At 72.1% G+C, this 26245-nt stretch carries 27 protein-coding genes; 15 read left to right on the forward strand and 12 right to left on the reverse strand.

The genetic code is table 11. The annotated features are described in order from the left end of the window. Nucleotides 1-133: 133 nt before the first annotated feature. The gene (locus tag ACIRD7_RS15410) at nucleotides 134-1276 is read right to left on the reverse strand and encodes an aminoglycoside phosphotransferase family protein (protein WP_403453322.1); all 1143 of its coding nucleotides are present in this window, start codon (nucleotides 1274-1276) and stop codon (nucleotides 134-136) included. Nucleotides 1277-1518: 242 nt separating this feature from the next. Between ACIRD7_RS15410 and ACIRD7_RS15415 the strand changes: the two genes are divergently transcribed. Then, nucleotides 1519-3012, forward strand: coding sequence for a hypothetical protein (locus tag ACIRD7_RS15415; RefSeq protein ID WP_403453323.1), 1494 nt, complete (start codon nucleotides 1519-1521; stop codon nucleotides 3010-3012). A gap of 60 nt (nucleotides 3013-3072) precedes the next feature. On the opposite strand, the gene ACIRD7_RS15420 is transcribed toward ACIRD7_RS15415, so the two are convergent. Further along, the gene (locus tag ACIRD7_RS15420; RefSeq protein ID WP_403453324.1) at nucleotides 3073-4488 is read right to left on the reverse strand and encodes a PP2C family protein-serine/threonine phosphatase; all 1416 of its coding nucleotides are present in this window, start codon (nucleotides 4486-4488) and stop codon (nucleotides 3073-3075) included. A gap of 431 nt (nucleotides 4489-4919) precedes the next feature. On the opposite strand from ACIRD7_RS15420, the gene ACIRD7_RS15425 reads away from it, so the two are divergent. Continuing rightward, nucleotides 4920-5333, forward strand: coding sequence for an SsgA family sporulation/cell division regulator (locus ACIRD7_RS15425; protein ID WP_403453325.1), 414 nt, complete (start codon nucleotides 4920-4922; stop codon nucleotides 5331-5333). Between the two features lie 43 nt (nucleotides 5334-5376). Here the strand turns inward: ACIRD7_RS15425 and ACIRD7_RS15430 are convergent, their stop codons facing one another. After that, nucleotides 5377-6474 carry a chemotaxis protein gene (locus ACIRD7_RS15430; RefSeq protein WP_403453326.1) on the reverse strand — a complete coding sequence of 366 codons (1098 nt, stop codon included), beginning with the start codon at nucleotides 6472-6474 and terminating at the stop codon, nucleotides 5377-5379. Between the two features lie 65 nt (nucleotides 6475-6539). Next, on the reverse strand, nucleotides 6540-8123 hold the full coding sequence (locus tag ACIRD7_RS15435) for an alpha/beta fold hydrolase (RefSeq protein WP_403453848.1): 1584 nt from the start codon (nucleotides 8121-8123) through the stop codon (nucleotides 6540-6542). A gap of 273 nt (nucleotides 8124-8396) precedes the next feature. Between ACIRD7_RS15435 and ACIRD7_RS15440 the strand changes: the two genes are divergently transcribed. Both ACIRD7_RS15440 and ACIRD7_RS15445 read left to right on the forward strand, forming a co-directional pair. After that, a complete protein-coding gene (locus tag ACIRD7_RS15440; protein WP_403453327.1) occupies nucleotides 8397-9047 on the forward strand; it encodes a chaplin in 651 nt (216 codons plus the stop codon). Nucleotides 9048-9248: 201 nt separating this feature from the next. Then, a complete protein-coding gene (locus ACIRD7_RS15445; protein WP_403453328.1) occupies nucleotides 9249-10103 on the forward strand; it encodes a GNAT family N-acetyltransferase in 855 nt (284 codons plus the stop codon). A gap of 34 nt (nucleotides 10104-10137) precedes the next feature. On the opposite strand, the gene ACIRD7_RS15450 is transcribed toward ACIRD7_RS15445, so the two are convergent. Beyond that, nucleotides 10138-10623 (reverse strand): nucleoside deaminase, encoded by a 486-nt coding sequence (locus ACIRD7_RS15450; RefSeq protein ID WP_403453329.1) that lies wholly within the window; start codon nucleotides 10621-10623, stop codon nucleotides 10138-10140. 134 nt (nucleotides 10624-10757) lie between these two features. Here ACIRD7_RS15450 and ACIRD7_RS15455 point away from each other — a divergent pair, with 134 nt between their 5' ends. Further along, a complete protein-coding gene (locus ACIRD7_RS15455; protein ID WP_403453330.1) occupies nucleotides 10758-11534 on the forward strand; it encodes a GNAT family N-acetyltransferase in 777 nt (258 codons plus the stop codon). Between the two features lie 24 nt (nucleotides 11535-11558). Here the strand turns inward: ACIRD7_RS15455 and ACIRD7_RS15460 are convergent, their stop codons facing one another. Continuing rightward, nucleotides 11559-12266 carry a TetR/AcrR family transcriptional regulator gene (locus ACIRD7_RS15460; protein WP_403453331.1) on the reverse strand — a complete coding sequence of 236 codons (708 nt, stop codon included), beginning with the start codon at nucleotides 12264-12266 and terminating at the stop codon, nucleotides 11559-11561. A 126-nt stretch (nucleotides 12267-12392) separates the two neighbouring features. On the opposite strand from ACIRD7_RS15460, the gene ACIRD7_RS15465 reads away from it, so the two are divergent. Continuing rightward, nucleotides 12393-13352: an NAD-dependent epimerase/dehydratase family protein gene (locus tag ACIRD7_RS15465; protein WP_403453332.1), complete on the forward strand. Its 960-nt coding sequence runs from the start codon at nucleotides 12393-12395 to the stop codon at nucleotides 13350-13352. A 23-nt stretch (nucleotides 13353-13375) separates the two neighbouring features. On the opposite strand, the gene ACIRD7_RS15470 is transcribed toward ACIRD7_RS15465, so the two are convergent. After that, a complete protein-coding gene (locus ACIRD7_RS15470; protein ID WP_403453333.1) occupies nucleotides 13376-13639 on the reverse strand; it encodes a GlsB/YeaQ/YmgE family stress response membrane protein in 264 nt (87 codons plus the stop codon). 69 nt (nucleotides 13640-13708) lie between these two features. Continuing rightward, nucleotides 13709-14284, reverse strand: a complete 576-nt coding sequence (locus tag ACIRD7_RS15475; RefSeq protein ID WP_403453334.1) for a hypothetical protein — start codon at nucleotides 14282-14284, stop codon at nucleotides 13709-13711. A gap of 127 nt (nucleotides 14285-14411) precedes the next feature. On the opposite strand from ACIRD7_RS15475, the gene ACIRD7_RS15480 reads away from it, so the two are divergent. Next, nucleotides 14412-15179, forward strand: a complete 768-nt coding sequence (locus ACIRD7_RS15480) for an ArsR/SmtB family transcription factor (RefSeq protein ID WP_403453850.1) — start codon at nucleotides 14412-14414, stop codon at nucleotides 15177-15179. 72 nt (nucleotides 15180-15251) lie between these two features. Here ACIRD7_RS15480 and ACIRD7_RS15485 read toward each other — a convergent pair whose 3' ends face one another. The 3 genes from ACIRD7_RS15485 to ACIRD7_RS15495 all read right to left on the reverse strand — a co-directional run bounded on the left by ACIRD7_RS15485 (nucleotide 15252) and on the right by ACIRD7_RS15495 (nucleotide 18785). Continuing rightward, a complete protein-coding gene (locus ACIRD7_RS15485; RefSeq protein WP_403453335.1) occupies nucleotides 15252-15692 on the reverse strand; it encodes an SPW repeat protein in 441 nt (146 codons plus the stop codon). A gap of 135 nt (nucleotides 15693-15827) precedes the next feature. Next, nucleotides 15828-17198: a cryptochrome/photolyase family protein gene (locus tag ACIRD7_RS15490; RefSeq protein ID WP_403453336.1), complete on the reverse strand. Its 1371-nt coding sequence runs from the start codon at nucleotides 17196-17198 to the stop codon at nucleotides 15828-15830. Nucleotides 17199-17258: 60 nt separating this feature from the next. Continuing rightward, nucleotides 17259-18785 (reverse strand): SDR family oxidoreductase, encoded by a 1527-nt coding sequence (locus ACIRD7_RS15495; protein ID WP_403453337.1) that lies wholly within the window; start codon nucleotides 18783-18785, stop codon nucleotides 17259-17261. A gap of 271 nt (nucleotides 18786-19056) precedes the next feature. Between ACIRD7_RS15495 and ACIRD7_RS15500 the strand changes: the two genes are divergently transcribed. Further along, nucleotides 19057-19224 (forward strand): hypothetical protein, encoded by a 168-nt coding sequence (locus ACIRD7_RS15500; RefSeq protein ID WP_403453338.1) that lies wholly within the window; start codon nucleotides 19057-19059, stop codon nucleotides 19222-19224. A 21-nt stretch (nucleotides 19225-19245) separates the two neighbouring features. Here ACIRD7_RS15500 and ACIRD7_RS15505 read toward each other — a convergent pair whose 3' ends face one another. Beyond that, complete coding sequence (locus tag ACIRD7_RS15505) at nucleotides 19246-20286, reverse strand: acyl-CoA dehydrogenase family protein (RefSeq protein WP_403453339.1); 1041 nt, start codon at nucleotides 20284-20286, stop codon at nucleotides 19246-19248. A gap of 108 nt (nucleotides 20287-20394) precedes the next feature. Here ACIRD7_RS15505 and ACIRD7_RS15510 point away from each other — a divergent pair, with 108 nt between their 5' ends. From ACIRD7_RS15510 to ACIRD7_RS15540, 7 genes are all read left to right on the forward strand, one after another. Beyond that, on the forward strand, nucleotides 20395-20748 hold the full coding sequence (locus ACIRD7_RS15510) for a YciI family protein (protein ID WP_403453340.1): 354 nt from the start codon (nucleotides 20395-20397) through the stop codon (nucleotides 20746-20748). Nucleotides 20749-20796: 48 nt separating this feature from the next. After that, on the forward strand, nucleotides 20797-21990 hold the full coding sequence (locus ACIRD7_RS15515; protein ID WP_403453341.1) for an RNA polymerase sigma factor: 1194 nt from the start codon (nucleotides 20797-20799) through the stop codon (nucleotides 21988-21990). 144 nt (nucleotides 21991-22134) lie between these two features. Further along, nucleotides 22135-22905, forward strand: coding sequence for a GntR family transcriptional regulator (locus tag ACIRD7_RS15520; protein ID WP_403453342.1), 771 nt, complete (start codon nucleotides 22135-22137; stop codon nucleotides 22903-22905). Between the two features lie 60 nt (nucleotides 22906-22965). After that, a complete protein-coding gene (locus ACIRD7_RS15525; protein ID WP_031480193.1) occupies nucleotides 22966-23193 on the forward strand; it encodes a ferredoxin family protein in 228 nt (75 codons plus the stop codon). Between the two features lie 13 nt (nucleotides 23194-23206). Then, nucleotides 23207-24562 (forward strand): ABC transporter substrate-binding protein, encoded by a 1356-nt coding sequence (locus ACIRD7_RS15530; RefSeq protein WP_403453343.1) that lies wholly within the window; start codon nucleotides 23207-23209, stop codon nucleotides 24560-24562. Continuing rightward, nucleotides 24559-25392 carry an ABC transporter permease gene (locus ACIRD7_RS15535; RefSeq protein ID WP_403453344.1) on the forward strand — a complete coding sequence of 278 codons (834 nt, stop codon included), beginning with the start codon at nucleotides 24559-24561 and terminating at the stop codon, nucleotides 25390-25392. The genes ACIRD7_RS15530 and ACIRD7_RS15535 overlap by 4 nt, the downstream gene beginning before the upstream one ends. Then, nucleotides 25392-26186, forward strand: a complete 795-nt coding sequence (locus ACIRD7_RS15540) for an ABC transporter ATP-binding protein (protein WP_403453345.1) — start codon at nucleotides 25392-25394, stop codon at nucleotides 26184-26186. The genes ACIRD7_RS15535 and ACIRD7_RS15540 overlap by 1 nt, the downstream gene beginning before the upstream one ends. Nucleotides 26187-26245 lie beyond the last annotated feature (59 nt).

Below are 26245 nucleotides of genomic sequence, written 5' to 3' on the forward strand. Positions count from 1 at the left end.
TTTCGTGGAGGCCGCCTGCCGGCCTGCGGGGCGTCATTGGCGTATCCCAATGCCGGGGGTCCATGGGGCCTGGACACACGAAAGCCCGCGGTACGCCACTGTCTCCAGGGCGCACCGCGGACCACCGTCCCCGTCAGCGAGTGCCGACCGCCGCACGCACGGCCCGCCGGGCCAGCTGACAGTCGTCGTGCAGCCGCCTCAGCAGCAGCCGCTGCTCCTCGCCGGACGGCGCAGCACTCGGGTGGGCCACTCCCGGTGCCGCCGGGGTCGCGTCGTGCATCGAACGCTGCACGGCCGTCTCGTAGGTGCGGATCTCGCGGGTCAGCACGAGCATCAGGTTCACCAGGAACGCGTCCCGCGAGGCGGGACCAGCCGACTGGGCGATCTGGCTGATCTGCCGCCGGGCCACCGGTGCGTCCCCGAGCACCGACCACAGCGTCGCCAGGTCGTAGCCCGGCAGGTACCAGCCCGCGTGCTCCCAGTCCACCAGCACTGGACCGGCTGGTGAGAGCAGGATGTTCGACAGCAGCGCGTCGCCGTGGCAGAACTGGCCCATGCCCTGCCGGCCCGCGGTCGCCGCGATGCCGTGCAGGAGCTTCTGCAGATCACCCATGTCCCGGTCGGTGAGCAGGCCCAGCTCGTGGTACCGGGAGATCCGGGCGGCGTAGTCCAGCGGCGCGTCGAACGTGCCCGCCGGTGGACGCCACGCGTTCAGCCGGCAGATCGCGCCGAGCGCCGCCCTGATGTCCGCACGGGGCGGCACCTCCAAGGGGTGCCGCTGAAGGGCCGCCACCCGGCCCGGCATCCGCTCGATGACGAGGGTGCAGTTGTCCGGATCCGCCGCGATCAGTCTCGGCACGCGCACCGGAGGGCGGTGCCGGACGAACGAGCGGTATGCCGCTATTTCGTGCCTGATGCGCTCGGCCCAGGCCGGCGAGTGGTCCAGTAAACACTTGGCGACGGCCGTGCTGCGCCCGGTCGTGCCGACCAGCAGTACGGACCGCCCGCTGCGGCGGAGCACCTGCACCGGCGCGAACTCCGGGCAGATCCGGTGCACCGACGCGATCGCGGTACGCAACTGCGCGCCCTGGGGGCCGGACAAGTCGAGTCTCCCGCTGAGCGGTTGGGTGCCGAGCCCCGGGGCGCGCAGCGGCCGGCCCGCGCCGAGCACGGGGGTGGCCGCCGGTCGCGCGGGGGCGAGGTAGGGGCCGCCGCCCGCCGGGCGGGCACGCAGCGACCGGGGCGGGGCGGACACGGAAGACGATGCTGCGTACATGGGAGAGACAGATCCCTTCGTGTGCCTGCGACGTCAAGCGCTGCCCGATCCGGTCGCCCGGGTGCACCCTGGGGAATGCACCAGCCGTATCAAGGGCGACCGGGTCGGGGTGGCGCGTTCCTACCTGACACCCGATGCCCAGTGGCACACCATCTGGCGCACCCTGGCGAACCCTGGCGAATAGTCCCGGGGCAACTCTCACCGGGCTACTGTCAACTCAGCCGAGAACCTGGGGGCTTGACGTGAGCGGAGAACCCAACACCCGCCTTTCGGACCTGTTCGGCCTGGCCGGCTGGTCCAAGGGCGAACTCGCGAGGCTGGTCAACCGGCAGGCGGCGGCCATGGGCCACCCCCAGCTGGCGACCGACACCTCGCGGGTGCGGCGGTGGATCGACATGGGAGAGATCCCGCGCGATCCCGTGCCGCGGGTGCTGGCAGCTCTGTTCACCGAGCGTCTCGGCCGTGTCGTGACCATCGAGGACCTCGGTCTGGTCCGGCACGGGCGTGCGGGGAAACGGCAGGACGCCGGGAGTGTGGAGCATCCCGACGGTGTGCCGTGGGCGCCCGAGCGGACTGCTGCGGTCCTCACCGAATTCACGGGAATGGACCTCATGCTCAACCGACGCGGCTTGGTGGGCGCGGGTGCCGCGCTCGCCGCGGGATCCGCACTCAGCAGCGCCATGCACGACTGGCTGCGCACCGACCCGGCCCTCAAGGCCGACGCCCCTCAGTTCGAAGACCCCTTGCACGCCGACCCCGCTGGGTTCGACCGGTACGAGGCCGCCCCCATCGGATCGCAGGAGATCGAGGAGCTGGAGCGCTCGGTCGAGGTGTTCCGGGCCTGGGACGCGGCTCGCGGCGGCGGGCTGCAGCGAAAGGCGGTCGTGGGGCAGCTCAACGAGGTGGGCGGCATGCTCGCCTACCATCACCCCGAACATCTGCAGCGGCGCCTGTGGGGCGTCGCCGCCAACCTCGCCGTCCTCGCGGGCTGGATGTCGCACGACGTCGGCCTCGAGCCCACGGCCCAGAAGTACTTCGTCATCGCCGCCCACGCGGCCCGAGAGGGCGGCGACCGGCCCCGCGCCGGGGAGGCGCTCTCCCGAGCGGCTCGCCAGATGGTGCACCTCGGCCGGCCCGACGACGCACTCGACCTCATGAAACTCGCCCAGTCCGGCTCCGGCGACGAGGTGCTGCCGCGCACCCGGGCCATGTTCCACACCATCGAGGCCTGGGCGCAGGCGTCGATGGGCAAGGGCCAGGCCATGCGCCGCACCCTCGGCCGGGCGGAGGACCTCTTCGTCTCCGACCGGAGCGACGTGCCGCCACCGAGCTGGATGCAGACCTTCAAGGACGAGGATCTGTACGGCATGCAGGCCCTGGCCTACCGCACGCTGGCCGAGTTCGAACCGGGCGCGGCCGCGCACGCCCAGCACTATGCGGAGAAGGCCCTGGCCCTGCGCAACGACGGCCGTGAGCGCTCGAAGATCTTCGACCATCTGTCCATGGCGTCCGCCTGCTTTATCGCGGACGACCCCGAACAGGCCGACCGCTACGCACGGCTGGCCCTGATGTCGATGGGCTCGAACTCCTCGGGCCGCACCTGGGACCGGCTCCGGCAGATGTACCGGCTCACCGCCGAGTACTCCAGCTACCCGAAGATCAACGAACTGCGGGAGGAGATCCGGTCGGCGCTGCCCAAGCCCAGGAAGCCGGGCGGAGACAGCGCACAGGCATAGGGGGACTGTGCCGCCGGCCGGATCCCTGGCCGTGACCGTCTGGACGTTCTAGGAAATCACCTAGGAAATCACCCTGGCCACGAGCACGCACGCGTCGTCCGCGCGCTCACTCTCACCGAACTCGTCCACGACCAGCCGTACACAGTCCTGTGCCGTGTCCGCCGCACCGAGGCGGGGGCCCAGTTCCAGGAGGAGGTTCACGGAGTCCGCGGCGCTGTGCCCCGGCACCAGTCCGTCGGTGTGCAGCACGAGGAGGTCGCCCACCTCGAGCGTCTCCTCCGTCTGCGCGTAGACGGCGCCCGAGGTGGCGCCGAGCAGCACCCCGTCCGGCGCGTTCAGCCTGCGCCCCGTCCCGTCGCGGAACAGCAGCGGGGCGGGGTGTCCGGCCTGCGCCCAGGTCAGAGTGCGCGTCTCGGGCCGGTAGCGGCAGCAGACCGCGCTGCCCAGGGCCGGCTGGACGGTGGCGTCGAGCAACTGGTTCAGCCACGACATCAGTTGGCCAGGCTGGGTGCCGGCCATCGCCATGCCGCGTACGGCGCCCAGCAGGGTCGCCATGCCGGACGCCACGGCGACGCCGTGGCCGGTGAGGTCGCCGACGCTCAACAGGGTATGGCCGTCGGCCAGTTCCAGCGCGTCGTACCAGTCGCCGCCGATCAGAGCGCTCGTCGACGACGGCAAATGGCGGGCGGCGAGGTCGAGCGTCTCGGGGCCCTGGTGCGGGAGCCGCAGGGAACCGCGCCACGGCGGCAGCACGGCCTCCTGCAACTCGGCCGCAAGCCGGTGCTCAGTCTGGGCCTCGTGCCGGTGGCGCTGGAGCGAGTCACGGGTCTCACTCACCGCGCTGCGGCATCGGCGCAGCTCGCTGACATCCCGCAGCACGGCCCACATCGAGGCGGTGCTGCCGTCGGAGTCGAGCACGGGCTCGCCCATCATGTGCACGGTGCGGACCGCGCCGTCCGGCCGGACGATCCGGAACTCGCCGTCGATGGGCTTGGCGTCGACCAGGCAGTCGGTGACCATCGTGGTGAGCTTGGGCCGGTCCTCGTCGTGCACCAGGGACGGCAGCTCGTCGAGGGTGAGGGGGGCCGTCCCGGGCTCGCGGCCCAGGATCTGGTAGAGCTCGCCGGACCAACTGGCCACATCCGTCAGCAGGTTCCACTCGGCGGTGCCGACACGGCTGAGCAGTGAGCCGCGCCGGGGAGGGGCCGGCGCGGGCCGGTCGGGGGGCGCGGGTGCGGGGGCCGGGCCGTCCCGCAGCTGCCCCAGGTGCGTGTCGAGGTCGTCGAGCTGGTGCAGTGCGAGGTCGTACAGTGCCCGCTGCCATCGTTCCTGCGGGTCCGAACCGTCGCCCGGCGTGTCGCGCCGTACGGCGTCGACGTCGCCCTTGAGCCGCCGCGCCTGCGATATGAGCGCGTCGACCGAGCCGCGCCCTGGCGGCTGAGCGGCGGGGTGGTCCGCAGAGAGATGGGGCGGCATGACGCACTCCGATGCGGGACGGTACGACCAAAGGCTGACGGAAGGACCGTTACGACTGTTGCACAGCCCGCGACGCCCTGTAAGGGATTTGGCAACACCCGATGCGGTGGTGCGTCCGGCATATGCCAGTGTCTTCTCGGAGGGCTCGACCCGTGCGAATGGTGTACGTCGTCCGGAGGTCCAAGTCGTAGGTGGCGTACGGGATTTGATGTGCGGTTGAGGCGATCGTACGGCCCTCATTCGCATGTTCGACGGCCGAATGTTCTAGGGCTGAGGCGACGGTCGACGTCCGAGGGTTGGTTGCACTCGGTGGACGTGATGCAGCTCACAAAATTGATGTGCCCTGCGGTGTAATGCAACGGGCGCCTTTGGGGTCGTAAAAGCACAGCGGCAAAAACCGTCCGCCCGCCGACCCGCAGGGGAGACCGCCCATGGACATCGCCCTCGAGCAGCCCGCCCGTGCCCGCCTGATCACCGGCGAGGAGCGGGAAGTCGCCGTGTCCGCGACGCTGCGGTACGCGTCCACGGACCCGCTGGCGGTGAACATCGACTTCCCGGGCGCGGTCTCCCTCGACGGGCAGGGCGCCACCTGGACCTTCGCGCGCGGTCTGCTGGAGGCGGGGCTGCGCGGGCCGGCGGGCGACGGCGACGTGCACATCTGGCCGTGCGGCGAGGAGCGCACCGTCGTGGAACTGCACTCACCGCACGGCATGGCCCTGCTCCAGTTCGACACCGCCGCGCTGAACCGCTTCCTGCTGCGCACGTACGCGATCGTCGGCGCCGGTGAGGAGGACCTGGAGGCGGTCGTGGAGCGCGGGCTGAGCGCGCTGTTCGACGGCGTGTGAGGAGGCGGCGGCAGCGCCGCACGCCTCCTTCGCCGTCCCGGCGTCAGTACCGCAGCACGCCCGCGATCCCGCCCGCGTCGTTCAGCGTGCCATCCGGTACGAAACGGACCTCGGCGCCGGTCTCCAGGCACTGCTCGACGATCTCGTCCACGATGTCCTCGCGGGCGTCGAGTTCGCCGGCCGCGGCCGGGATCAGATGGTCGCCGGCCTCGCCGCGCACCGTCACGCGGTAGTTCTCCTCGACGGCCAGCAGCCGTACCCGGCCCTCGCGGGCGCTGCGCCAGACCTCGTCCACGCCGGCCGCGAACGCCTTGCGGCCGCGGGCGGACACGAGCTCGCGCGCCACCGCCTCGGCGTGCCTGCGGTTCTCGGCGGTGATCCGCGGCTCGATCGCGTGCCACACCGCCTCGCGGGTGCCGTGCGCGAGCCCGCCGTGCGGGATGTGCACGCCGTGCTTGCCGGCGCCGCCGATCTCGTCCAGCAGGGACAGCGCCGCCTGCTCGCCGGTGACGTACAGCGGCCGCGGATTGCGCCGCAGGATCGCGCTGAGCGCGGAGTCGGCGTCCTTGAGGAAGTGGCGGGTGCCCTCGTCGCGGAACGTGCTCGGGGTGTCTCCGATCCGCTCCTGGCGTTCGGCGTCGAAGTTCTCGATGCGCCGGGTGATCGGGAAACCGCCCATGCGGGCCTCGGTGATGCGGTCCAGGCTGCCGTTCCACAGGGTGACGCGGTCGGCGGAGACCGACAGCACCCAGTACGGCCGTTCCGCGGCCTGCGCGGACACCAGGTTGCGGGTGAGGAAGGTGTCCGAGAGCACCACGCGCTCGGGCACCGTGCGCGCGAGCGACCACACCTGGTGCTCGCCGGGGGCGGCGAAGATCACCAGACCGTCCTCGGCGTAGGTGAGATCGACCTCGGCGAGGGCCTGGTCGAGCTGGCGCTCGACATCCACCCGTCGCTCGCGGGTGACCGACGGATCGGCCTCCAGCTGCTTCTTGGCCTCGGCCACGACATTGCGCAGCCGGACCTGGTCCTGGGCCCGGTAGGGCTCTCGGGGATGCGTCGGCGTCAGCACGGACACGGCCGGATAGGGGCGCGGGCGCCGCAGCTCGGTGAGGGTCGTGGGACTGAGTGCGTGCTCCATAACAGCACGATAGGACCGATTCACCGATCGGGCATTAGGGGCAATCCCCGCACCCCCGCGCCGCCCTACCGTCCGTCGTCCTCGGTCCCGCACGAACTGCCGTCGGGCGGCAGCGTGCCGTACAGCAGGAAGGCGTCGACCTTGCTGTGCACGCACTTGTTTGAGGCGTATCCGGTGTGGCCGCCGCCCTTGTTGTCGAGGATCACGGCGGAGGGGCCGAGGCGCCGGGCCGTCTCCACGGTCCAGCGGTACGGCGTCGCGGGATCGCCCCGGGTGCCCACGAGGAGCATCTTCGCGGTATCCACGTCCTTGACCTCGTCGCGTATGAAGTCCGTGCCCCTGGGGCGGCCGTAGCACATCAGCACCCCGCTGAGCCGGTACGGCCCGAACACGGGGGAGGCCCGGTAGTACTCGGCGCGCAGCCGGTCGAGGTTGTCGACGATCTGCCGGCCGGTGGGGCGGTCGGGGTCGTCCGCGCAGTTGATCGCCATCAGGGCCGCGGGCATGTTGTCGAGCGGGACGTCCTGCTCGTCCACGAGACCGCCGTCGGGGTCGTCGGTCTCCTCCCGGCGCGTGAGCGCGGCACCCCGGCCCGCGAAGGTCTCGATGGCGTGAGTGTCGCCGTCCTCCACCAGCGAGGCCAGGGCCCGCTCCAGGGACGGCCACAACTCCTCGCTGTAGAGCGCCTGTGCCAGGGCACCGACCAGGTCCTGGCCGGTGAACGGCTCACCGAAGGCGCTCGGCAGCGGATCCTCGTCCAGCGACTCGACGAGCCGTACGACCTGCTTGCGCGCCTCGCGCGGGTCCTGGCCGAACGGGCAGGCGATGTCCTCGACGCACCAGGTGATGAAGTCGTCCAGCGCCTTCTGCTGGCCCTGGGCGCTCGCGATGCCCTGCTCGGTGAGCGGCTCGGTCAGCGTGTCCACGCCGTCGAGCACCAACCGGCCGACCTTGTCGGGGAATTGGGCGGCGTATACCGCACCCAGCCGTGTTCCGTAGGAGAAACCCAGGTAGTTGAGCTTGTCGTCGCCGAGGGCCTGGCGCATCACGTCCATGTCGCGCGAGGCGTTGACCGTGCCTATGAAGGGGAGCACCGGGCCGGAGTGACGGGCGCACGCCCGTGCCGCCTTCCTCAGGTCGGCGAGGACGGACTGCGGATCGCGGTCCAGTTCCGTGCCGTCCTCGGGCAGCGCGATGTCCTCCTGGCCGTCCCCGCAGCTGACGGGGGAGGACCTGCCGACGCCGCGCGGATCGAAGGTGACGACGTCGTAGTTGTCCGTCAGCTCCATGAACTCCTTGCCGCCGGCCATGAACTCGGGGACGCCGGGGCCGCCCGGCCCGCCGAAGTTGAGCAGCACCGAGCCGCGCTTCTCGCCGGTGGCCCGGAAGCGGGCCAGCGCCAGATCGAGGCTGCCGGCACGCGGGTGCGCGTAGTCCAGGGGGACGGTGACCTTGCCGCACTGAAGATCCTTCGGCAGTCCCTCGCCCGGACATCTGGCCCAGGTGATCTTCTGATCGTAGAAGCGGTCCAGGTCGGGCTCGGGGTCGCCCCTGCCCACGGACAGGCCCGTGCCGAGCAGGGCCAGCCCTACCGCGCCGGTGACCGCGCAGCGCCGCAGCGTGGGCCGCGTTGACAGCTTGGCCAGCATGAATGCCTCCAGGACGCCCGTCGCGGACCGGGAAACGGCGTCCTCGATCACGATAAGCGGGCTCCGGAGGGCACGCCTCCTGGCGAGCGCGCGCCGCCTCGGCCCTGCCGTACCGTGCGCCCCTTGCGTTCCTCTCGTTCGTTTTTGCCACTAGTTCGACAAACGTGCCACTCGATGGGGTGAAAGGCCGATAAGCCATAACTCGAATGGTTCGCCTGCGTTTTATCCGATGCGAGCGAACGCTCGCGACCAAGTCTGGAAGGCAGGGAACCTATGAGACGGGTTACCCGAAACGGTGTGATCGCCTTCGCCGCCTCGGGCGCGATGGCTGTGACGGTGCCGGCGTATGCCGATTCCGCGGCGGACGGTGCCGCGGTCGACTCGCCCGGGCTGCTGGCCGGCAACACCATCCAGGTCCCCGTGCACGCCCCGGTGAACGTGTGCGGGAACACCGTGAACGTGGTGGGACTGCTCAACCCCAGCGTGGGCAACAAGTGCACCAACGAGGACGGCCGGACCAAGCCGGCCACCGCGTCGCACGGCGGCGCGTCCGCCGAAGGAAGCGGAAAGGGTTCGCCGGGCGTGGGGTCCGGCAATGTCGTGGAGCTCCCGGTGCATGTCCCGGTGAACGTCAGCGGCAACAGCGTGAACGTGGTCGGCGTCGGCAACGCGGCGATCGGCAACGAGTCGGAGAACGGCCCCGGCAAGCAGCCGCCCCGTGCGGCGCCGAAGCCCAAGCCGTCCACGACGCCCCGGGCCCACCACCCACGGCCGGTCCCGCCCGCGCACGTGCCGCACGCTCCCCAGGCCGTCCTCGCCCACACCGGCGCGGACCAGACCGTCCCCGCCCTCGCGGGCGCCACGGCCCTGGTCCTGGGCGGGGCCGTCCTGTACCGCCGCTTCCGCCCGAAGGCGGTGCGCTGACCCCGTCGCGCAAGCGGTACGGCAGGCCCCACCGGGCAGGCGAGCGGTGGGGCCTTTGTCGTGCGAACACCCGTCCGGCCGGTCACCCGAGGAGGGCCTCAACGGCTTGATCATGCCGTGACGCCCTCCCGGACGATCGGCGAGGATGCTGCCTGCGCGGTTGATCACCGTGCGCACCCCCCAACGGAACGGAGCGCATCCATGGCCTCTCTGGCCCCCGAGGACCTCGTCATCACGCAGGCCGACATCGACGACTGGCCGGTCGTGCGCGGCTGGGCCGTCGACGAGGGCTGGAACCCGGGCCAGGCGGACAGCGCCGCCTTCTTCGCGCAGGACCCCGAGGGCTTCTTCATCGGCCGGGTCGACGGCGAGCCCGTCTCGGCGATCTCCGTGGTCAACTACGGCTCCGACTTCGCCTTCCTCGGCTGGTACCTGGTCCGCCCCGACGCCCGGGGCCGCGGCCACGGCCTCGCCACCTGGAAGGCCGCTCTGGCGCACGCCGGGAACCGTACGGTGGGGCTCGACGGGGTCGTCGCCCAGCAGGACAACTACCGCCGCTCGGGCTTCGAACTCGCCCACCGCACTTTCCGGTACACCGGCACCGCACCCGCCGTCGAGGCGCCCGGGGACGTCCGGGCGGTCCGGCCGAGAGACGCGGAGGACATCGCCGCGTACGACGCCGCCTGCACGTCGGCCGACCGCCCGCGTTTCCTCGCGCGGTGGCTCGACGGCCCCGGCCACCACGCCGTCGTCCGGCGCACCGGCGACCGCGTCACCGGCTACGGCGTGATCCGCCCCGGCCACGACTGCCCCCGCATCGGCCCGCTCTTCGCGGACACCGCCGAGGACGCACGGGCCGTCCTCGCGGGCCTGACCGCCGGCGTGGCCGGCCGCGAGGTCGCCGTCGACGTGCCCGAGAACAACCCGGCGGCCGTCGCCCTCGCCGAGGAGTCCGGCTTCACGCCCTCCTTCGAGACGGCCCGTATGTACACGGGCCCGGTGCGGCCGTACGCCCGGGAGCGCGTCTTCGGCGTCACCACGCTGGAACTCGGCTAGCGCCCATGCGGCAACCGGGCTGTACGGCGAGTCGTCAGCCCGTGCGCCGGTGGAAGCGGAAGTGCAGGGCCCGGATGTCCTCGGTCAGCTCCGGCACCGGGCCCTCGACGGCCACGTCCGGGGCGACCTCCTGGACGGCCAGCGTCCGCACCGGCGGCGCGGGTACGCCCAACTCGGCCAGCCATCCGCCCAGTTGCTCGGAGGAGGCGACGTACACGATGCGTCCCAGGCCCACCCACGCGTGCGCGGCCGCGCACATCGGGCAGTGCTCGCCGGAGGTGTAGACGGTCGCGGCGGCGCGTTCCTGCGGCGACATGTAGGCGGCGGACCAGCGGGCCAGCTCGAACTCGGGGTGGCGGGTGCGGTCGCCCGAGGCCACCCGGTTGTGGTCTTCGGCGAGCACCATGCCGTCGGCCCCCACCAGCACCGAACCGAAGGGCTCGTCCCCGGCCTCCAGCGCCTCGGCCGCGAGCGCGACACAGCGGCGCAGGTACGGCAGTTCGGTGTCCTTCACGACCATGGCGTACGGCCCTCCTCGTGGCGCGACTTGCCTCTGGGTACCCCATTTTCGCCGAACTCCCGCCCGGCGGCGGGGTGGGGCGGCCGGACCGAAAAGGTCTTGCCCCGCGACGGGCGCGGTGGTGGAGTGCTCCCATGGATCATGCCGGGGTGCTCGCCCTGTTCGACCGGGACATGCGGGAAGGGGCGCGGCCGGACGGCCCCGGCGCGCTCGTGGAGCGGGTGGGCCGGGTCGTGCGCCAGGTGTCGTCCGCGCACGGCTGGAACGGCGTCGTGTGGTCCGGCCTGGACGAGGCGAGCGCCGACGCCGCGATCGCCGAGCAGATCGCGCACTTCTCCGGGCTCGGGCGGGAGTTCGAGTGGAAGCTCTACGGCCATGACCTGCCGGTGGACCTCGGCCGGCGGCTCCGGGACGCCGGCTTCACGCCCCAGCCCGAGGAGACGCTGATGATCGGCGAGGCCGCCGATCTGAACCTGGACGCCGAGCCGCCGCAGGGCATCCGCATCCTCCCCGTGACCGACCGGGCGGGGGTCGACATGGTCGCCGAGGTGCACGAGAAGGCCTTCGGCACCGACGGCTCCCGGCTCCGGCACCAGCTGCTGGCCCACCTCGCGGCCGACCCCGACACGGTGGTCGCGGTCGTGGCCCTCGCCGGTGACACTCCGGTGAGCGCCGCCCGGATGGAACTCGTGCCGGGGACGCGCTTCGCCGGACTGTGGGGCGGCGGCACCGTCGAGGGCTGGCGGGGCCGGGGCATCTACCGGGCGCTGGTCGCCCACCGCGGCCGTGCGGCCGTCGACCGCGGGTACCGCTACCTCCAGGTCGACGCCATGAGCACCAGCCGCCCCGTCCTGGAACGGCTCGGCTTCGAACCGCTGACCACGACCACGCCGTACGTGTACACGCCGTAGGACCCCTGCGGCGCCGGGGTGCGCTCAGGCGAGCCCGAACGAGTCCGCCAGCGAGTCGATCTGGGCCGTGAGCAGCGTGGCCCCGTCATGGCCCATGCCCTCGAACTGGCCGGACACCTCCAGCCCGATCGCCCCGTGCATATGGGACCAGGCGAACACCGCGCCGGCCAGGGCGGCGCCCTCCGCCCGCGCGGGCACCTGCTCGCGCGCCCACTGGGAAACCGCCGCGTCTCGCTCCGCCCAGGCCCGCATCTGCTCGACCACCGGCAGCACGGCGGCCGACGGCTCGGCCGCCTCGAAGGCCGGCAGGAACGGGCCGAGCACTGCCCGCGCGCTGTCGACGGTGTCCGGCGGCGCGGTGTAGCCCGGCACCGGCGTGCCCTCCAGGAGCAGATAGCGGTGCGGCTGCTCCACGGCCCAGTCCCGGCACGCGGCGGCCAGGGACCGCAGCCGCGCGCGCGGTGATGTGGCCGCCGGCAGCGCGGCGGTTGCCGCGGTGACGACCGCCGCCAGGTCGGCGTACGCGTCCCGGATGAGCTCCGTCAGCAGGGCGTCGCGGGAGTCGAAGTAGCGGTAGAGGGCGGGACCCGAGAGTCCCACCTCCTTGGCGATCCGGGTGAGGGCCACCCCTTCCGTGCCGCCCTCGGCCAGCTGACGGAGCGCGATCTCCTTGATCTCCGCGCGGGTCTGCTCGCGATAGCGGGCTCGCGGGGTCTGCGCACTGCTGGTCACGGCGGCTCCTCCTCGGTATCGCGACACACCTTAACGAAAGCCTGGATGCCCTTCTCTTGCAATGGTCCATAGCAAGAGTTATGGTGTCTAACACAAGCAAGAGTGAATAACTGAGAAGAGGTCACCATGAACACCGCCACCGACGGCACCCGCTCCCTGCACACCGTCCTCGGCTCCGGCCCCGCCGGAACCGCCCTCGCCCGGGAGCTCGTGCGCCGCGGCCACGCCGTCCGTCTCGTCGACCGCAAGGGGGAAGGGCCCGCGCTCGACGGAGTGGAGCGCTTCGCCGCCGACGTGAGCACGGCGGAGGGGGCGCGGGCCGCCACGGCGGGAGCCGCCGTCGTCTACCACGCGGTGAACGTCGCCTATCACCTCCAGGTCGAGGTGATGCCGCGGATCCAGGAGGCGATCATGGGTGCGGTTCAGGCCGCCGGGGCGCGGCTGGTCGTACTCGACACGCTCTACCCGTACGGCGAGACCGGGGGAGCGGTGATGACCGAGGACTCCCCGTGGAACGCGACCAGTCGCAAGGGCAGGATGCGCGCCGAACTGGACGAGAAGTACCTCGCGGCCCATCGGGAGGGCCGGGTCCGGGTGGTCCTCGCCCGCTCCGCCGACTTCGTCGGACCCGGCGTGCTGAACTCCTCCCTCGGTGGGGCCGCCTTCCCGGGCGCGCTGACCGGCGGGGAGGTCCTCGGCTTCGGCGACATTGACCTGCCGCACAGCTACACCAACATCGAGGACGTGGCCGCCGGGCTCGCCACCCTCGGTGAACGGCCGGAGGGTGACGGCCGGGTCTGGCATCTGCCCACGGCGCCGGCCGTCAGCACCCGCGAGATACACGCGATGATCGAGAAGCGGGTCGGGAAGGCGCTGAACGTCGTGGTGCTGCCCGAGCCCCGGCCCGCCGGTCCGTTCGACGAGCAGTTCATGGCCGAGTACGCCGAGATGTTCTACCAGCACACCGAGCCCCAGATCATGGACTCCACGGCCTTCGAGCAGGCCTTCGATGTCGCGCCGACCCCGCTCGCGGAGACGGTCGACGCCACCGTCACCTGGTACGAGGGGCTGCTCGCCGGGCGATGAGGAGGCTCAGGCCGGGCGAGGCGTCAGCGGCCGACCTTCGTCCGGTCCAGGGCGGCGACGCCGACCGCGGCGAGACCGATCTGGATGAGCCACTCGATCCAGTCGACGCCGTCCGTGTCGCCCACGTCGAGGCCGGCCGCGATCGCCGAGCCGATCAGCGCGGCCACGATGCCGACGAGGATCGTCCACAGGATCCCGATGCGCTGCCGCCCCGGAACCACGAGTCGTCCGAGTACGCCGATGATGATGCCGATCACGATGGCACTGATGATGCCCGAGATCTCCATGTCGTCCCTCTTCCTCCGGTCCCCGCGGTCATCGTGTTCCCCGTGGAGAGAGGGACAGTCCGTTCCGCTTCAACCGGCGCTCGGCGCAGGGCCGTCGGTCGTCGCGACCTCGTCCGCCGCCCACCCGGTGACGGCCACGACCTCCGCGGCGATGTCGGTCACCGTGCGACCGTCGGTCACGACGCGCAGGACGTCCGCGGGCGACCGCTCCTCCAGCAGCCGCGCCTTGCGCGCACTGCCCCTGATCTCGTGCTCCAACTCGGAGCCCAACTCCCGCCCCGTCAGCCGCTGCTCGGCCGTCTCGTCGGTGGCCGTCAGCAGAACCCGTACCAGCCGTACGTGCTCGCCCAGCGCCCGGCGGAACAGGAGCGCCGCCTCGTCGAGCACGCTCACGGTGTTCGTGTAGACGAGACGCCGGTATCCGAGATCGGCGTAATTCCCCCACACGGCGGCCAGGTTGAGCGCCGTGACGCCGGCCCGGTGCGGGTCGCCCGGCGGTGCCGGATGGACGGCTCCCATGAAGTCGCCGTCGATCACCGCGTGTGCGACCCGTGCGGCCCGCAGTCGAGCCGAGACCTCCCAGCCGACCGTGGTCTTGCCTACCCCGGCCCGTCCCCCGATGAGCAGTGCGTGCGTCTGATGCATGCGGGCAGCGTGCCGGGGCGCGCGCCTGGTCGGCGAGTGGTTTTCTCTGGAGCTCCTCCCTCGCCCGATTGACATGCAGGTAATTGCCTGCATAACGTTGGGTGTGCGATCAGACAGTGACCCCGCCATGGACAAGGTCTTCAAGGCCCTGGCCGACGAGACGCGCAGACGGCTCCTCGACCGGTTGCACGAGGACAACGGGCAGACGCTGGGCGAGCTGTGCGCGCGGATCGACATGGCGCGCCAGTCGGTGACCCAGCATCTGGCCGTCCTCGAGGCCGCCAACCTGGTCAGCACGGTGCGGCGGGGGCGGGAGAAGCTGCACTACCTCAATCCGGTCCCGCTCCACGAGATCCAGGAGCGGTGGATCGACAAGTTCGAGCGCCCGCGCCTGCGCGTGCTCGGGGCGGTGAAACGACGAGCCGAGGAAGCCATGACCGACAAGCCCGCATTCGTCTACGTGACCTACATCGAGAGCACGCCCGAAAGGGTCTGGGACGCGCTGACGGACGCCGACCTGACCGCCGCCTACTGGGGCCACAGCAATGTGTCCGACTGGCGGCCCGGTTCCCGCTGGGAGCACGTCCGTACGGACGGTTCGGGCGTCGCGGACGTGGTCGGCACCGTCGTGGAGAGCGAGCGCCCGACCCGGCTGGTCACCACCTGGGCGGCACCGGAGGAGGAGGGACAGGAGGACAAGTACTCCCGAGTCACCTTCGACATCCAGCGGCACGCCGAGATCGTCCGGCTCACCGTGACCCACGAGGACCTGGCGGACGAGGGCGCGCGCGCCGAAGTGTCCTCCGGCTGGCCGGCCGTGCTGTCCAACCTCAAGTCGCTCCTGGAGACCGGGCATGTGCTGCCGCAGGAACCGTGGCTGATGCCGACCCGGTGAGCTGTGGGCCGTGGCGCGAACTGGCCGGTCCGCGGGTGCGGACCGGCCGTCGTGTCGGTCTTCGGTGGGGCGCTACGGCCTGGGGGTGCTCCTCGCCGCCGCGCCGGCGCACATCAGCCCCAGGATCACAGCCAGCGCGCCGATGATGATGTTGTTCACGACGACACCCGCATCCGGGCTGTCCCCGACGACCCACGGCGCGATGATCATCCAGACGCCCATCGCGCAGAAGGCCCAGCTGAGGCCGTACATGCGCTCCGGAGCCCGGGTGAACCCGAGGGCCAGCAGGCCGATCGCGATCCCCACGATCAGGTTGTGGGTCACGAGCGGGGGCTGGCTCGTCGTGTAGTGGAGTATCCAGGGGGACACGGCGCAGTACAGACCGAGCAGGAACACCGGTCCGTCCAGGAGCGTCACATCACGACCTCCGAGCATGCGGTCGTACCGCTCCCGCATTTCGGATACATCGGGGTGGCTGGTTATGTCCCTACTGGTGGGCGAGACGTTGGCCATGACTCGTCTCCTTTGACTCGCAGGCCTGACCGCTGGTGATGCGGTGTGCGGTAAGCGCCGCCATCGCCCATTCTGCGCTTATTTTTTCCTTATGTGTAGAGGTGGGGGGCGTGCGAGGCGGCGAGGCCGCGCCCCTCACCGCCCACGGGCCTGCTTGAAGCGGGCCAGTCCGTCGGACAGGTCGACGATCGGCTCCGGGTAGTCGAGCGCGGCGCGCTCGTCGTCCGGCAGCCGCCACGGCTCGTGCACCGCGCGCCCCTCGACCCCCGCCAACTCCGGCACCCAGCGGCGGACATAGCCGCCGTCGGGGTCGTAACGCCTGGACTGGGCGACCGGATTGAGCACCCGGTTGGGCCGGGTTTCGGTGCCGGTCCCGGCCACCCACTGCCAGTTGAGCTGGTTGTTGGCGATGTCGCCGTCCACCAGCAGGTCCAGGAAGTGCCGCGCGCCCACCCGCCAGTCGACGTACAGGGTCTTGGCGAGGAAGCTCGCCGTCAGCAGGCGGCCGCGGTTGTGCATCCAGCCCTCGTGCCGCAGCTGGCGCATCGCGGCGTCCACTACCGGATAGCCCGTGCGGCCCTCCTTCCAGGCCTCGATGTCGTCCCGCGCCTCCCGCTCCGACCGCCAACGGTCGTGCCGGGTCCGGTAGTCGGCGGTGGCCGCCTGCGGCCGCGACGCGAGGACCTGCCGGTGGAAGTCGCGCCAGGCCAGCTGGCGTACGAAGGCCTCGGCACCCGGCCCGCCGACCCGGCGCGCCCGGTGGACGAGTTCGACCGGGGAGAGGGTGCCGAAGTGCAGGTGCGGCGAGAGACGGGACGTGGCGTCGCCCGCCAGGTCGTCATGGCGCTCCTCGTAGGAGGACACCGGGCCGCGCAGCCAGGCCGCGAGTCGTTTGCGACCCTCCTTCTCACCTCCGGTGGCGAGCCCTGGCGACAGCCCCGACAGCTCGGCGCGGGAGGGCAGCGGCTCGGACCCGACGCCGTCCGGGACCCGGACCGTGCGCGGCGCGGCGAGCGCGTCCCGCAGCCGCTCGTCGGACCAGCGGCGGAAATACGGGGTGAAGACGGCGAAGTGGTCCGCGCCCGCCGGTGTCACCGCGCCGGGAGCGACGGCGGTCGTCACGGTGTCGTGCACGCGCAGCCGTACCCCTTCCGCCTCCAGGGCCCGGCGAAGCCGTTCCTCGCGCCGCTGGGCGTGGGCGCTGACGTCGGACGCCATGTGCACCCCGGCGGCGTCCACCTCGGCGACCACCTTGCACACCTGGTCTACGAGGTCGCCCTCGCGCACGACCAGCCGGCCGCCCCGCTCCCGCAGCCCGGCGTCGAGATCGCGCAGACAGTCGGCGAGGAAGGCCAGCCGGTTGGGTACGGCGAACCCGGCGCCGTCCACCGCACGGTCCCGTACGAACAGGGGGACCGTGCCCCGAGCACCGTCGAGGGCCGCTCGCAGCGGCGGATGGTCGTGCAGGCGCAGATCGGCGGTGAACAGGACGACCGAGTTGCTCATGTCGTGTACTCCGTGAACTCCGGGGCACGGTCCGCCCCCGGGTCGGTGCGGGCGGGCAGGTCAGGGAAGCGGGGTGCGGCCCGGTGCGGGGGCGGGCGCGCTCTCCGCCGCCCGGGCGATGTTGCGGGCCATGCCGCCGAAGACGATCGCGTGGAAGGGGGAGACGCTCCACCAGTAGGCCTGGCCGAGCAGCCCGTGCGGATGGAAGAGGGCGCGCTGCCGGTAGCGGGTGCGGCCGTCGGCGTCGGTGAGGACGCGCATCTCCAGCCAGGCCAGCCCCGGCAGCCGCATCTCGGCGCGCAGCCGCAGCAGCCGGCCGGGCTCGATCGCCTCCACCCGCCAGAAGTCCAGCGAGTCGCCGACTCGCAGCCGGGACGCGTCGCGCCGGCCCCGGCGCAGCCCCACCCCGCCCACCAGCCGGTCCAGCCAGCCGCGCACCGCCCACGCGAGCGGAAAGGAGTACCAGCCGTTCTCACCGCCGATCCCCTCGATCACCCGCCACAGCTCCTCCGGCGAGGAGTCGACCCGCCGCTCCCGGTGATCGCCGTAGAGGCTTCCGCCGGCCCAGTCGGGGTCGGTCGGCAGGGGGTCGCTCGGCGCGCCGGGCACCGAGGCCGACGACCAGCGGGTCGTCACCCGCGCCTCCCGCACCCGCCGCAGGGCAAGCCGTACCGCCTCGTCGAAGCCGATCGGGTGCCCCGGCCGGTCGGGGACGTACCGGGCGATGTCGTGCTCGCGGCAGACGACCTCGTGGCGCAGGGACTCCGTGAGCGGCCGTGCGATGGAGGAGGGGACCGGTGTCACCAGGCCGACCCAGAGGCTGGAGAGCCCGGGGGTGAGGACCGGCACCGGAAGGATGACCCGGCGGGGCAGCCCGGCGATCTCCGCGTAGTGGACCATCATCTCCCGGTACGTCAGCACGTCCGGCCCGCCGATGTCGAAGGTCCTGTTGACGTCGGCGGGCATACGGGCGCTGCCGACCAGGGCGCGCAGCACGTCCCGGACCGCCACGGGCTGGATGCGGGTGTGCACCCAGCCCGGGGTGACCATCACGGGCAGGCGTTCGGTCAGATAGCGCAGCATCTCGAAGGAGGCCGAGCCCGAGCCGATGATGACGGCCGCCCGCAGGACGCAGGTCGGCACCCCGGAGTCGAGCAGGATGCGGCCGACCTCGGCGCGTGAGCGCAGGTGCGGGGAGAGCTCCTGCTCCGGCACGTCCGCGGGGGTGAGGCCGCCGAGGTAGACGATCCGCCGGACGCCGGCGGCCCGCGCCTGCTCGGCGAAGGTCCGTGCGGCCCTGCGGTCGGTCTCCTCGAAGTCCTTTCCCGAGCCCAGGGCGTGCACCAGGTAGTACGCCACGTCGACGCCGTCGAGGGCCCCGCGGACGGACGCCGCGTCGGTGACGTCGCCGCGCACCACCTCGGTGTCCGGGGCCCAGGGATGGTCGCGCAGCCGGTCGGGGGAGCGGGCCAGGCAGCGCACCCGGTGCCCCGCCTCCAGCAGTTCGGGCACCAGGCGCCCGCCGATGTACCCCGTGGCGCCGGTCACCAGGCACAGCGGTTCCTCGCGCACCTCGTCTTGGTCCATCTGCTTTGCGGTCCTCACATGTCGGAGCCCTCTGGTGATCCCTTCCCGCCCCGGGTGCGTTTCGGATGCGCCGCTGTCGCGGCCACCCTCCCGGGAGGGTGACGACGGATCCGTCGGGTGATCACGTGGGCTCGACAGGACGGGCGGCGGGTCGTCCGTCGGAGAGAACGCGAAGGGGTGAACATGTCCGCGCCGATGGCGGGAAGGCGAAGTGTAGGAGGCAAGTAGTCGACGGACGAGGCGAAGTCCGGTTCTGGAGGTGTCTGCAGCTATGGGCGCGAAGGTGTTGGAGCGGTTTCCCGCGGGAGCTCCGCGCGGATCGTGGCCGGCCGAGGAGTACGCGGCCGAGTGTCGCGCCCAGGGCGAACCGGCGACCGTCGTGATGGACCTGAAGTCGGACGCCTTCCTCGTCGTGGTCCCGACGGGCGATGAGGAGTGAGAGCCGAGGACTGCGCACGGCCTAGGGTGTCCGGGCCGCCAGTACCTCCAGATGGGCGCCGCGCGACTGGGCCGTCTGGCCCTGTACCAGCAGGAACAGGGCTTCCCGTGCCAGGCGTTGCGCCGTGGTGGTCAGGGACAGCGACCGGCCGCCGCCGGCCACCACCCCCGCGGTGGTGGCCGTACGCATCAGCTCCGCCGCCCGGATGCGCAGCGCCAGCCGCTCCGCCATGCGCTCGCTCGTCAGGGGAAGGTCGGCCAACTCGTAGGCCCTGCCCCGGATCTCCTCCAGGCTGGAGCGCAGGGGCCGCGCGGTCTCCTCGGCCAGGGGAGCGAGAGCGGCCTCGGTGATGCCGAACACCGCCGGGGAGGTGTCGACCGTCTTCGTCCGGTCCGCGGCGGCCCACTCCTCGTAGGGCTTGCGCAGGGCGACGGCTTCGTCCGGCAGCCACAGTCCCGCCAGGTCCAGTGACACCGTGCGGGACGCGGTGAGCGCCGCGAGGCGCATCGGCTCCGAGGCACGCAGTCCGGGCTGCTCCCTGGCCTCGGTGAACGCGAAGACCACCTCGCCGCCCTCCGAGGCGCCGGCGAGCAGCATCACGTCGTTCAGCCCCCATCCCGTGTACCAGGGCACCTTCCCGTCGAACCGCCACCCCTCGCGGTCACGGGTGACGCGCACGGGTGTGCGCGGATACGAGCGCAGATGCGCGTACGCCACCCCCGACAGCAGTTCGCCGCGTGCCAGCGGACCGAGCAGCCGTTCCCGCACCAGGCCCTCGCACCCGGTCAGCGTGGCGACCGGCGTGTGGTGCTGGGTCTGCACGAACCATGTCGAGCAGCACGCCCCGGCCAGGATCTCGCCCGTGCGCCGGGCCACCGCCGCCGGAGCCGCCCAGCCGCCGTAGGCCTCCGGTGCGCTCACCCCGAGCAGCCCAGAACGCCTGATCGCGTCGATGTGGCCGACGGGCACGCCCTCCTGGTCGACGCGTTCGGCCTGCGGGGCGAGCAGGTCGTGGGCGAGGCGGTGGGCGCGGGCGACGAGGGGGTGATCCTTGGTGGTCATGGACGAAATTCTTCCGGGGCTCTCGTGCGAGGTGTCGATTCCGGGGCGTGTCGTTCGTGTAGGAGGTGAGAGACGCCAAGACACCTCACGACGCCCGAGGAGGCCGTCATGAAGTACTACCTGCTCAATGTGATGCAGCCCGTCGGGGAACCGCCCGCCCCCGAGGCCCTCGGCGAGATCGAGAAGAACCTCGACGCCCTCAACCGCGAGCTGCGCGAGGCGGGTGCCTGGGTGTTCGCCGGGGGACTGCACGGCCCGGAGTCCTCCACCGTGCTGCGGCCCCGCGACGGCGACGTACTGGTCACCGACGGCCCGTACGCCGAGGGCAAGGAGATGCTCGGCGGCATCAGCCTCATCAAGGCGCCCGACCTGGACGCCGCGCTGGAATGGGGACGCAAACTGGCACTGGCGACCACCCTGCCGATCGAGGTGCGGCCATTCATGGGCGAAGCCGAGGACTGAGAACTGAGGACTGAAGACTGAGAACCGAGAACTGAGGACTGAGGGCTGATGACGGTCCCGGACGTCGAGGCCGCCTTCCGCGCGGAGTACGGCCGTGCGGTGGCCGTCCTCGTCCGCTTCCTCGGCGACATCGACCTCGCCGAGGAAGCGGTGCAGGACGCCTTCACCACCGCCCTGCGGCGCTGGCCGGAGACCGGCGTGCCGCCGAGCCCGGCAGGCTGGATCATCACCACCGCCCGCCATCGCGCCGTCGACCGGTTGCGCCGCGAGGCCACCAGGGACGAACGCCATGCCCAGGCGGCCCTGTTGCACACCCCCGACGCGCCGCCCGAGGAGGGTCCCGTGCGCGACGACCGGCTCCGGCTCATCTTCACCTGCTGCCACCCGGCCCTCGCCGTCCAGGCCCGGGTCGCCCTCACCCTGCGCCTGCTCGGCGGTCTGACGACCGCACAGATCGCGCGGGCCTTCCTGGTGCCCGAACCGACCATGGCCCAGCGGCTCGTGCGGGCCAAGGCGAAGATCCGAAACGCGGGCATCCCCTACCGCGTGCCCCGCGACGCCGACCTGCCGGACCGGCTCACGGGGGTGCTGGCCGTCGTCTACCTGATCTTCAACCAGGGGTACGAGGGGGAGGCGGGCCTGTGCGCGGAGGCCGTACGCCTCGGCCGGCTGCTGGCCGACCTCATGCCGGACGAGCCCGAGGTGGCCGGGCTCCTCGCGCTCATGCTGCTCGTGGAGTCCCGTCGGCCCGCCCGGCAGGACGAGCACGGCGCGCTCGTGCCGCTGCCGGAGCAGGACCGGGGACTCTGGGACGGCGGGCTGATCGCCGAGGGGCAGTCGCTGGTGCGCGGGTGCCTGCGCCGGGGCAGGCCGGGGCCGTACCAGCTCCAGGCCGCGATCCAGGCCGTGCACAGCGACGCGCCGACCTCGCGCGCCACGGACTGGGGACAGATCCGGCAGCTGTACGACCACCTGCTGGCCCTCGCCCCGAGCCCGGTCGTCGCCCTGAACCGGGCGGTCGCGGTGGCCGAGACCGACGGCCCGGCCCCGGCCCTCGCCCTCGTGGACGCGCTGGACCTCGACGGCTACCACGTCTTCCACGCCGTCCGCGCGGACCTGCTGCGGCGCCTGGGCAGGCCCGCACAGGCCGTCCGGGCGTACGAGCGAGCCGTCGAGCTGTCACGAAACCCGGCCGAGCGCGCCTACCTCGAACGCCGGCGCCGGGAACTCGAAGGGGAGTGAACCCCGCGGCCGTTCTTGGCCGCGTGGTGGCGAAAGTGTGTCCCTCCCCGGAGAAGTCGCAGGTCAGCGCGCGATTGAAGGGTGCTCAGGTGGCGCAATGATGCAGTAACACCATCGTGCGGGCACCGCCGGTATGGTCACCGCATGCCAGCCGAACGAACCCGCGAGCACACCGCGCCGCTCGCCGCCGCACGCCGCCGGCGGCTGCGTGCGGACCGGGCGCGGCAGCTCGCGGATCTGCTGCGGCACCTGGTCCTCACCGGAGGATTCCCCAGCGGCGCGCTGCCCCACGAGGACGTGCTCGCCGCCGACTACGAGGTGTCGCGCAACACCGTCCGGCACGCGCTGGACCTGCTGCGCGCCGAGCAGCTCGTCGACCGGCTGCCCGGCGTCGGCACCGTGGTCGTCGCCGAGAAGTACTCGCACGGCCTCGACCGGCTGATGGGGCTCGCGGAAACCCTGCGGGAACACGGCCGGGTCACCAACGAGGTACGCACCATGGGGCCCGTGGCCGCGCCCGCGCCCGTGGCCGAGCGACTGCGGCTGCCCACCGGCACCGACGTGCTCTACATCGAGCGGCTGCGCAGGCTGAACGGACTGCCGCTCTCCCTCGACCTCACCTATCTGCCCCTGGACATCGGCGGCGAGCTCATCGGCGCCGACCTGGAGAACACCGACGTCTTCCGGTTGCTGGAGCAGATCACCGGGCAGCCGCTCGGACACGCGGAGATCACCCTGGAGGCCGTCAACGCCGACGCGCACTCCGCCACCGTGCTCCAGGCGCCGCGCGGCACCGCCGTGCTGATGCTGGAGCGCCTCACCCACCTGTGCGACGGCAGGCCCGTGGACCTGGAGTTCATCCGCTTCCGCGGGGACCGGATCGCGATGAGCGGGCTGCTGCGCCGCTCGGTCTGACGCCCTCGCGTTCCGCGAGGCGTTTCTCCCACCCTCAGCAGTACCTCACTGGAGACAGCCATGCCCTTGGTGCCCCAGCGGGCCGACGTGCCCGTGACCGTCGACGAGTCGAAGTGCATCGACGGCTGCACGCTCTGCGTCGACATGTGTCCTCTGGACTCCCTGGCGATCAACCCCGACAGCGGCAAGGCGTACATGCACGTCGACGAGTGCTGGTACTGCGGCCCCTGCGCCGCCCGCTGCCCCACCGGGGCGGTCACGGTCAACATGCCCTATCTGCTGCGGTGAAAGGCGCCTGACAATGAAACGCACGACTCCCGCGGCCCTGCTCGCGGTCACCCTCCTCGCCCCCCTCCTCACCGGCTGCGGCGGCGACGCCTCGGCCGGCGACGACACCCACGTCACGGTCACCGTCGGCTACCAGTCCAAGACCATCAACACCGTCACCGCCGGCACCCTGCTGCGCTCCCTCGGCTACTTCGAACGCGCACTCGCCGCCCAGGGCAAGCGGGACGGCATCACCTACAAGGTCGACTGGCAGGACTACGCGACCGGCGCGCCCATCACCGCCCAGATGACCGCCGGGAAGATCGACATCGGCTCCATGGGCGACTTCCCGCTGCTCATCAACGCCGCCCGCGGCAAGCAGCTGAACCGCCCCACCCGGCTCGTCTCGGTCACCGGCTACAACCTGCGCGGCGCTCTCAACACCGTGGTCACGGCACCGCAGTCGAAACTCGGCTCGCTCAAGGACCTCAAGGGCAGGATCGTCTCCACCAGCGTCGGTTCGGCCGCCGACGGCACCCTCGTACGGGCGCTCCAGCAGGCCGGGCTCGACCCGGAGGAGGACATCCGCAAGCTCAACCAGCAGCCGTCGGTGGGCGCTTCCGCGCTCCAGGCCGGCAGCGCCGACGCGCTGTCGCAGTTCGTCGCCTGGCCCGGACTGCTCGCCTTCCAGGGCAAGGCGAAGGCGCTGTACGACGGGGCGGAGCTGAACCTGCCCACCTTCCACGGAGTGACGGTCCGTCAGGATTTCGCCGGGCAGCGGCCGAAGGTGCTCGACGCCTTCCTCACCGCGCAGATCGAGGCCACGCGCTACCTGAACGAACACCCCGTGCAGGCCGCCGAGAAGGTCGCCGAGGCGACCGGCCTGCCCCCGGAGGTCGTCTACCTCTACAACGGCAGCGGCGGCATCGCCACCTTCGACCCGGCCGTCAAGCCGCAGCTGGTCGCCGCGCTGAAGAAGGACGTACCGGTGCTGCGCTCGGCGAAGCTCGTGGGCGACGTGGACGTGGACGACTTCGTGGACGACGGCCCGCTGAAACGGGTGTACGGCGCCGGGTACGCGAAGCAGCTCGCCGCCACCCCCGCACCCTCGCGCGCCGAGGTGTGGCTCAAGGGCGAGGACCGGACCCGGACCTTCGACTCACCCGCCGCGCTGCTGAAGTTCGTCTCCGGGCACCAGGACCAGGTGCGGGCCGCGTACGTCCCGGACGCCGCCACCGGCACCCGCTGGTACGCGAACCGGGCCGTTTGGGTCACGGACGGCCAGGAGCTGAGTCCCTTCGTCACCGCCTCCGCCGCCCGCGCGTACACCCGGGCCCACCCCGGCAGCCGTACCGTCTCCTACGCCGCCGCGCTGGAGCAGGCGTCATGACCACGCTGACGGCGGAGCGGGCGGCGCCGGGGCGGGCACCCGCGCGGCGGACGCACCGGCTGCGGCCCGCCGTCCGCGTCCTGTCGCTGCTCGCGGCACTCGCCCTGTGGCAGCTGCTCACCACGCTCGACGTCCAGCTGTGGCTGCGTTTCGACCAGTTCCCGTCCGTCACCGACGTGGCCCGGGAGTTCGGGGAGCGGCTCGGCGACGGCGCGTACTGGCAGGACGTGGTCGACAGTCTGCGGCGGATCGTCACCGGGTTCCTGCTCGCGGCCGTGCTCGGTGTCGCCGCGGGCGTGGCCGTCGGCCGCTTCCGCTGGGCCGCGGACCTGATCGGGCCGGTCCTGGAGGTGCTGCGGCCGATTCCGGCCATCGCGCTGGTGCCCGTGGCGATCCTGCTCTTCCCCAGCAACGAGCAGGGCATCGTCTTCATCACCTTCGCCGCCGCGTTCTTCCCCGTGCTGGTCGCCACCCGGCACGCGGTGCGTGCGCTGGCCCCGGTGTGGGAGGAGGCGGTGCTCACCATGGGCGGCGGACGGTGGCGGGTGCTCGCCTCCGTCGTGCTGCCCGGCGCGTTGCCGGGGATCTTCGGGGGGCTGTCGGTCGGGATCGGCGTCTCGTGGATCTGTGTGATCTCCGCGGAGATGATCTCCGGCGAGTACGGGATCGGCTACCGCACCTGGCAGGACTACACGGTCATCGACTACCCGGGTGTCTTCACCGGCATCGTCAGTATCGGCCTGCTGGGCTGGCTGACGTCCACGCTGGTGGAACTGCTGGGACGCAGGCTGACGCACTGGCTGCCACGGCGTGAGGGGAGGGCCACCTGATGAGCACGGAAACGGACGTCGCGACCACCGCCTCGCAGAACGGCCGGGAGGCTTTCGGGGCGCGGCTCGGTCTCAGCGGCGCACAGGTCGGCCGACCGGGTGCCGTCGTCCTGCGCGACCTGGACGTCGAAGCCGCGCCCGGCGAGATCCTGACGGTCGTCGGTCCCTCCGGATGCGGGAAGTCGACCTTGCTGCGCACCCTGGCCGGACTGCTGCCCACGCTCGCCGGCCGGGCCGCGCAGGACGGGCAGCCCATCGAGGGGCCCGGCGCGGACCGGGCGCTGGTCTTCCAGGAGGACGCGCTGCTGCCGTGGCGCACGGCCCGCGCAAATGTCGAACTGCCGCTGGCCATCAGGGGCCTGGGCCGCGCCGAACGCAGGGCCAGGGCGCGGGAATGGCTGGAACGGGTCGGACTCACCGGTCTGGAACGGCAGTTGCCGCACCGGATGTCCGGTGGCCAGCGCCAGCGCGTCCAGCTCGCCCGCGCCCTCGCCGGGCAGCCGCGCGCCGTCCTCATGGACGAGCCGTTCGGCGCGCTGGACGCCCAGACCCGGTCCGGTATGCAGCAGTTGCTGGTCGAGGTCCTGTACGGGACCGGCGCCACCGTCGTCTTCGTCACCCACGACGTCGACGAGGCCCTGTTCCTCGGCGACCGGGTGGCCCTGCTCGGCGAGGGCGGCCTCACCGGGGTCCGGCCGGTGCCAAGGCCCCGCGACCGCGGCGCGCGCGACGACCCCGCGACCGTGGCCCTGCGCCGCGACATCCTCGACTCCCTCGGTCCGCGTACGCCCTGAGAGTCCCCCGCATTCCCACGCCCCGAGGCCGCACCCGCCCCGCGACTGCCTCGGCCGCC

Source organism: Streptomyces sp. NPDC093568 (assembly GCF_044764945.1).
In the GTDB taxonomy this organism is placed as follows: Bacteria; Actinomycetota; Actinomycetes; order Streptomycetales; family Streptomycetaceae; genus Streptomyces.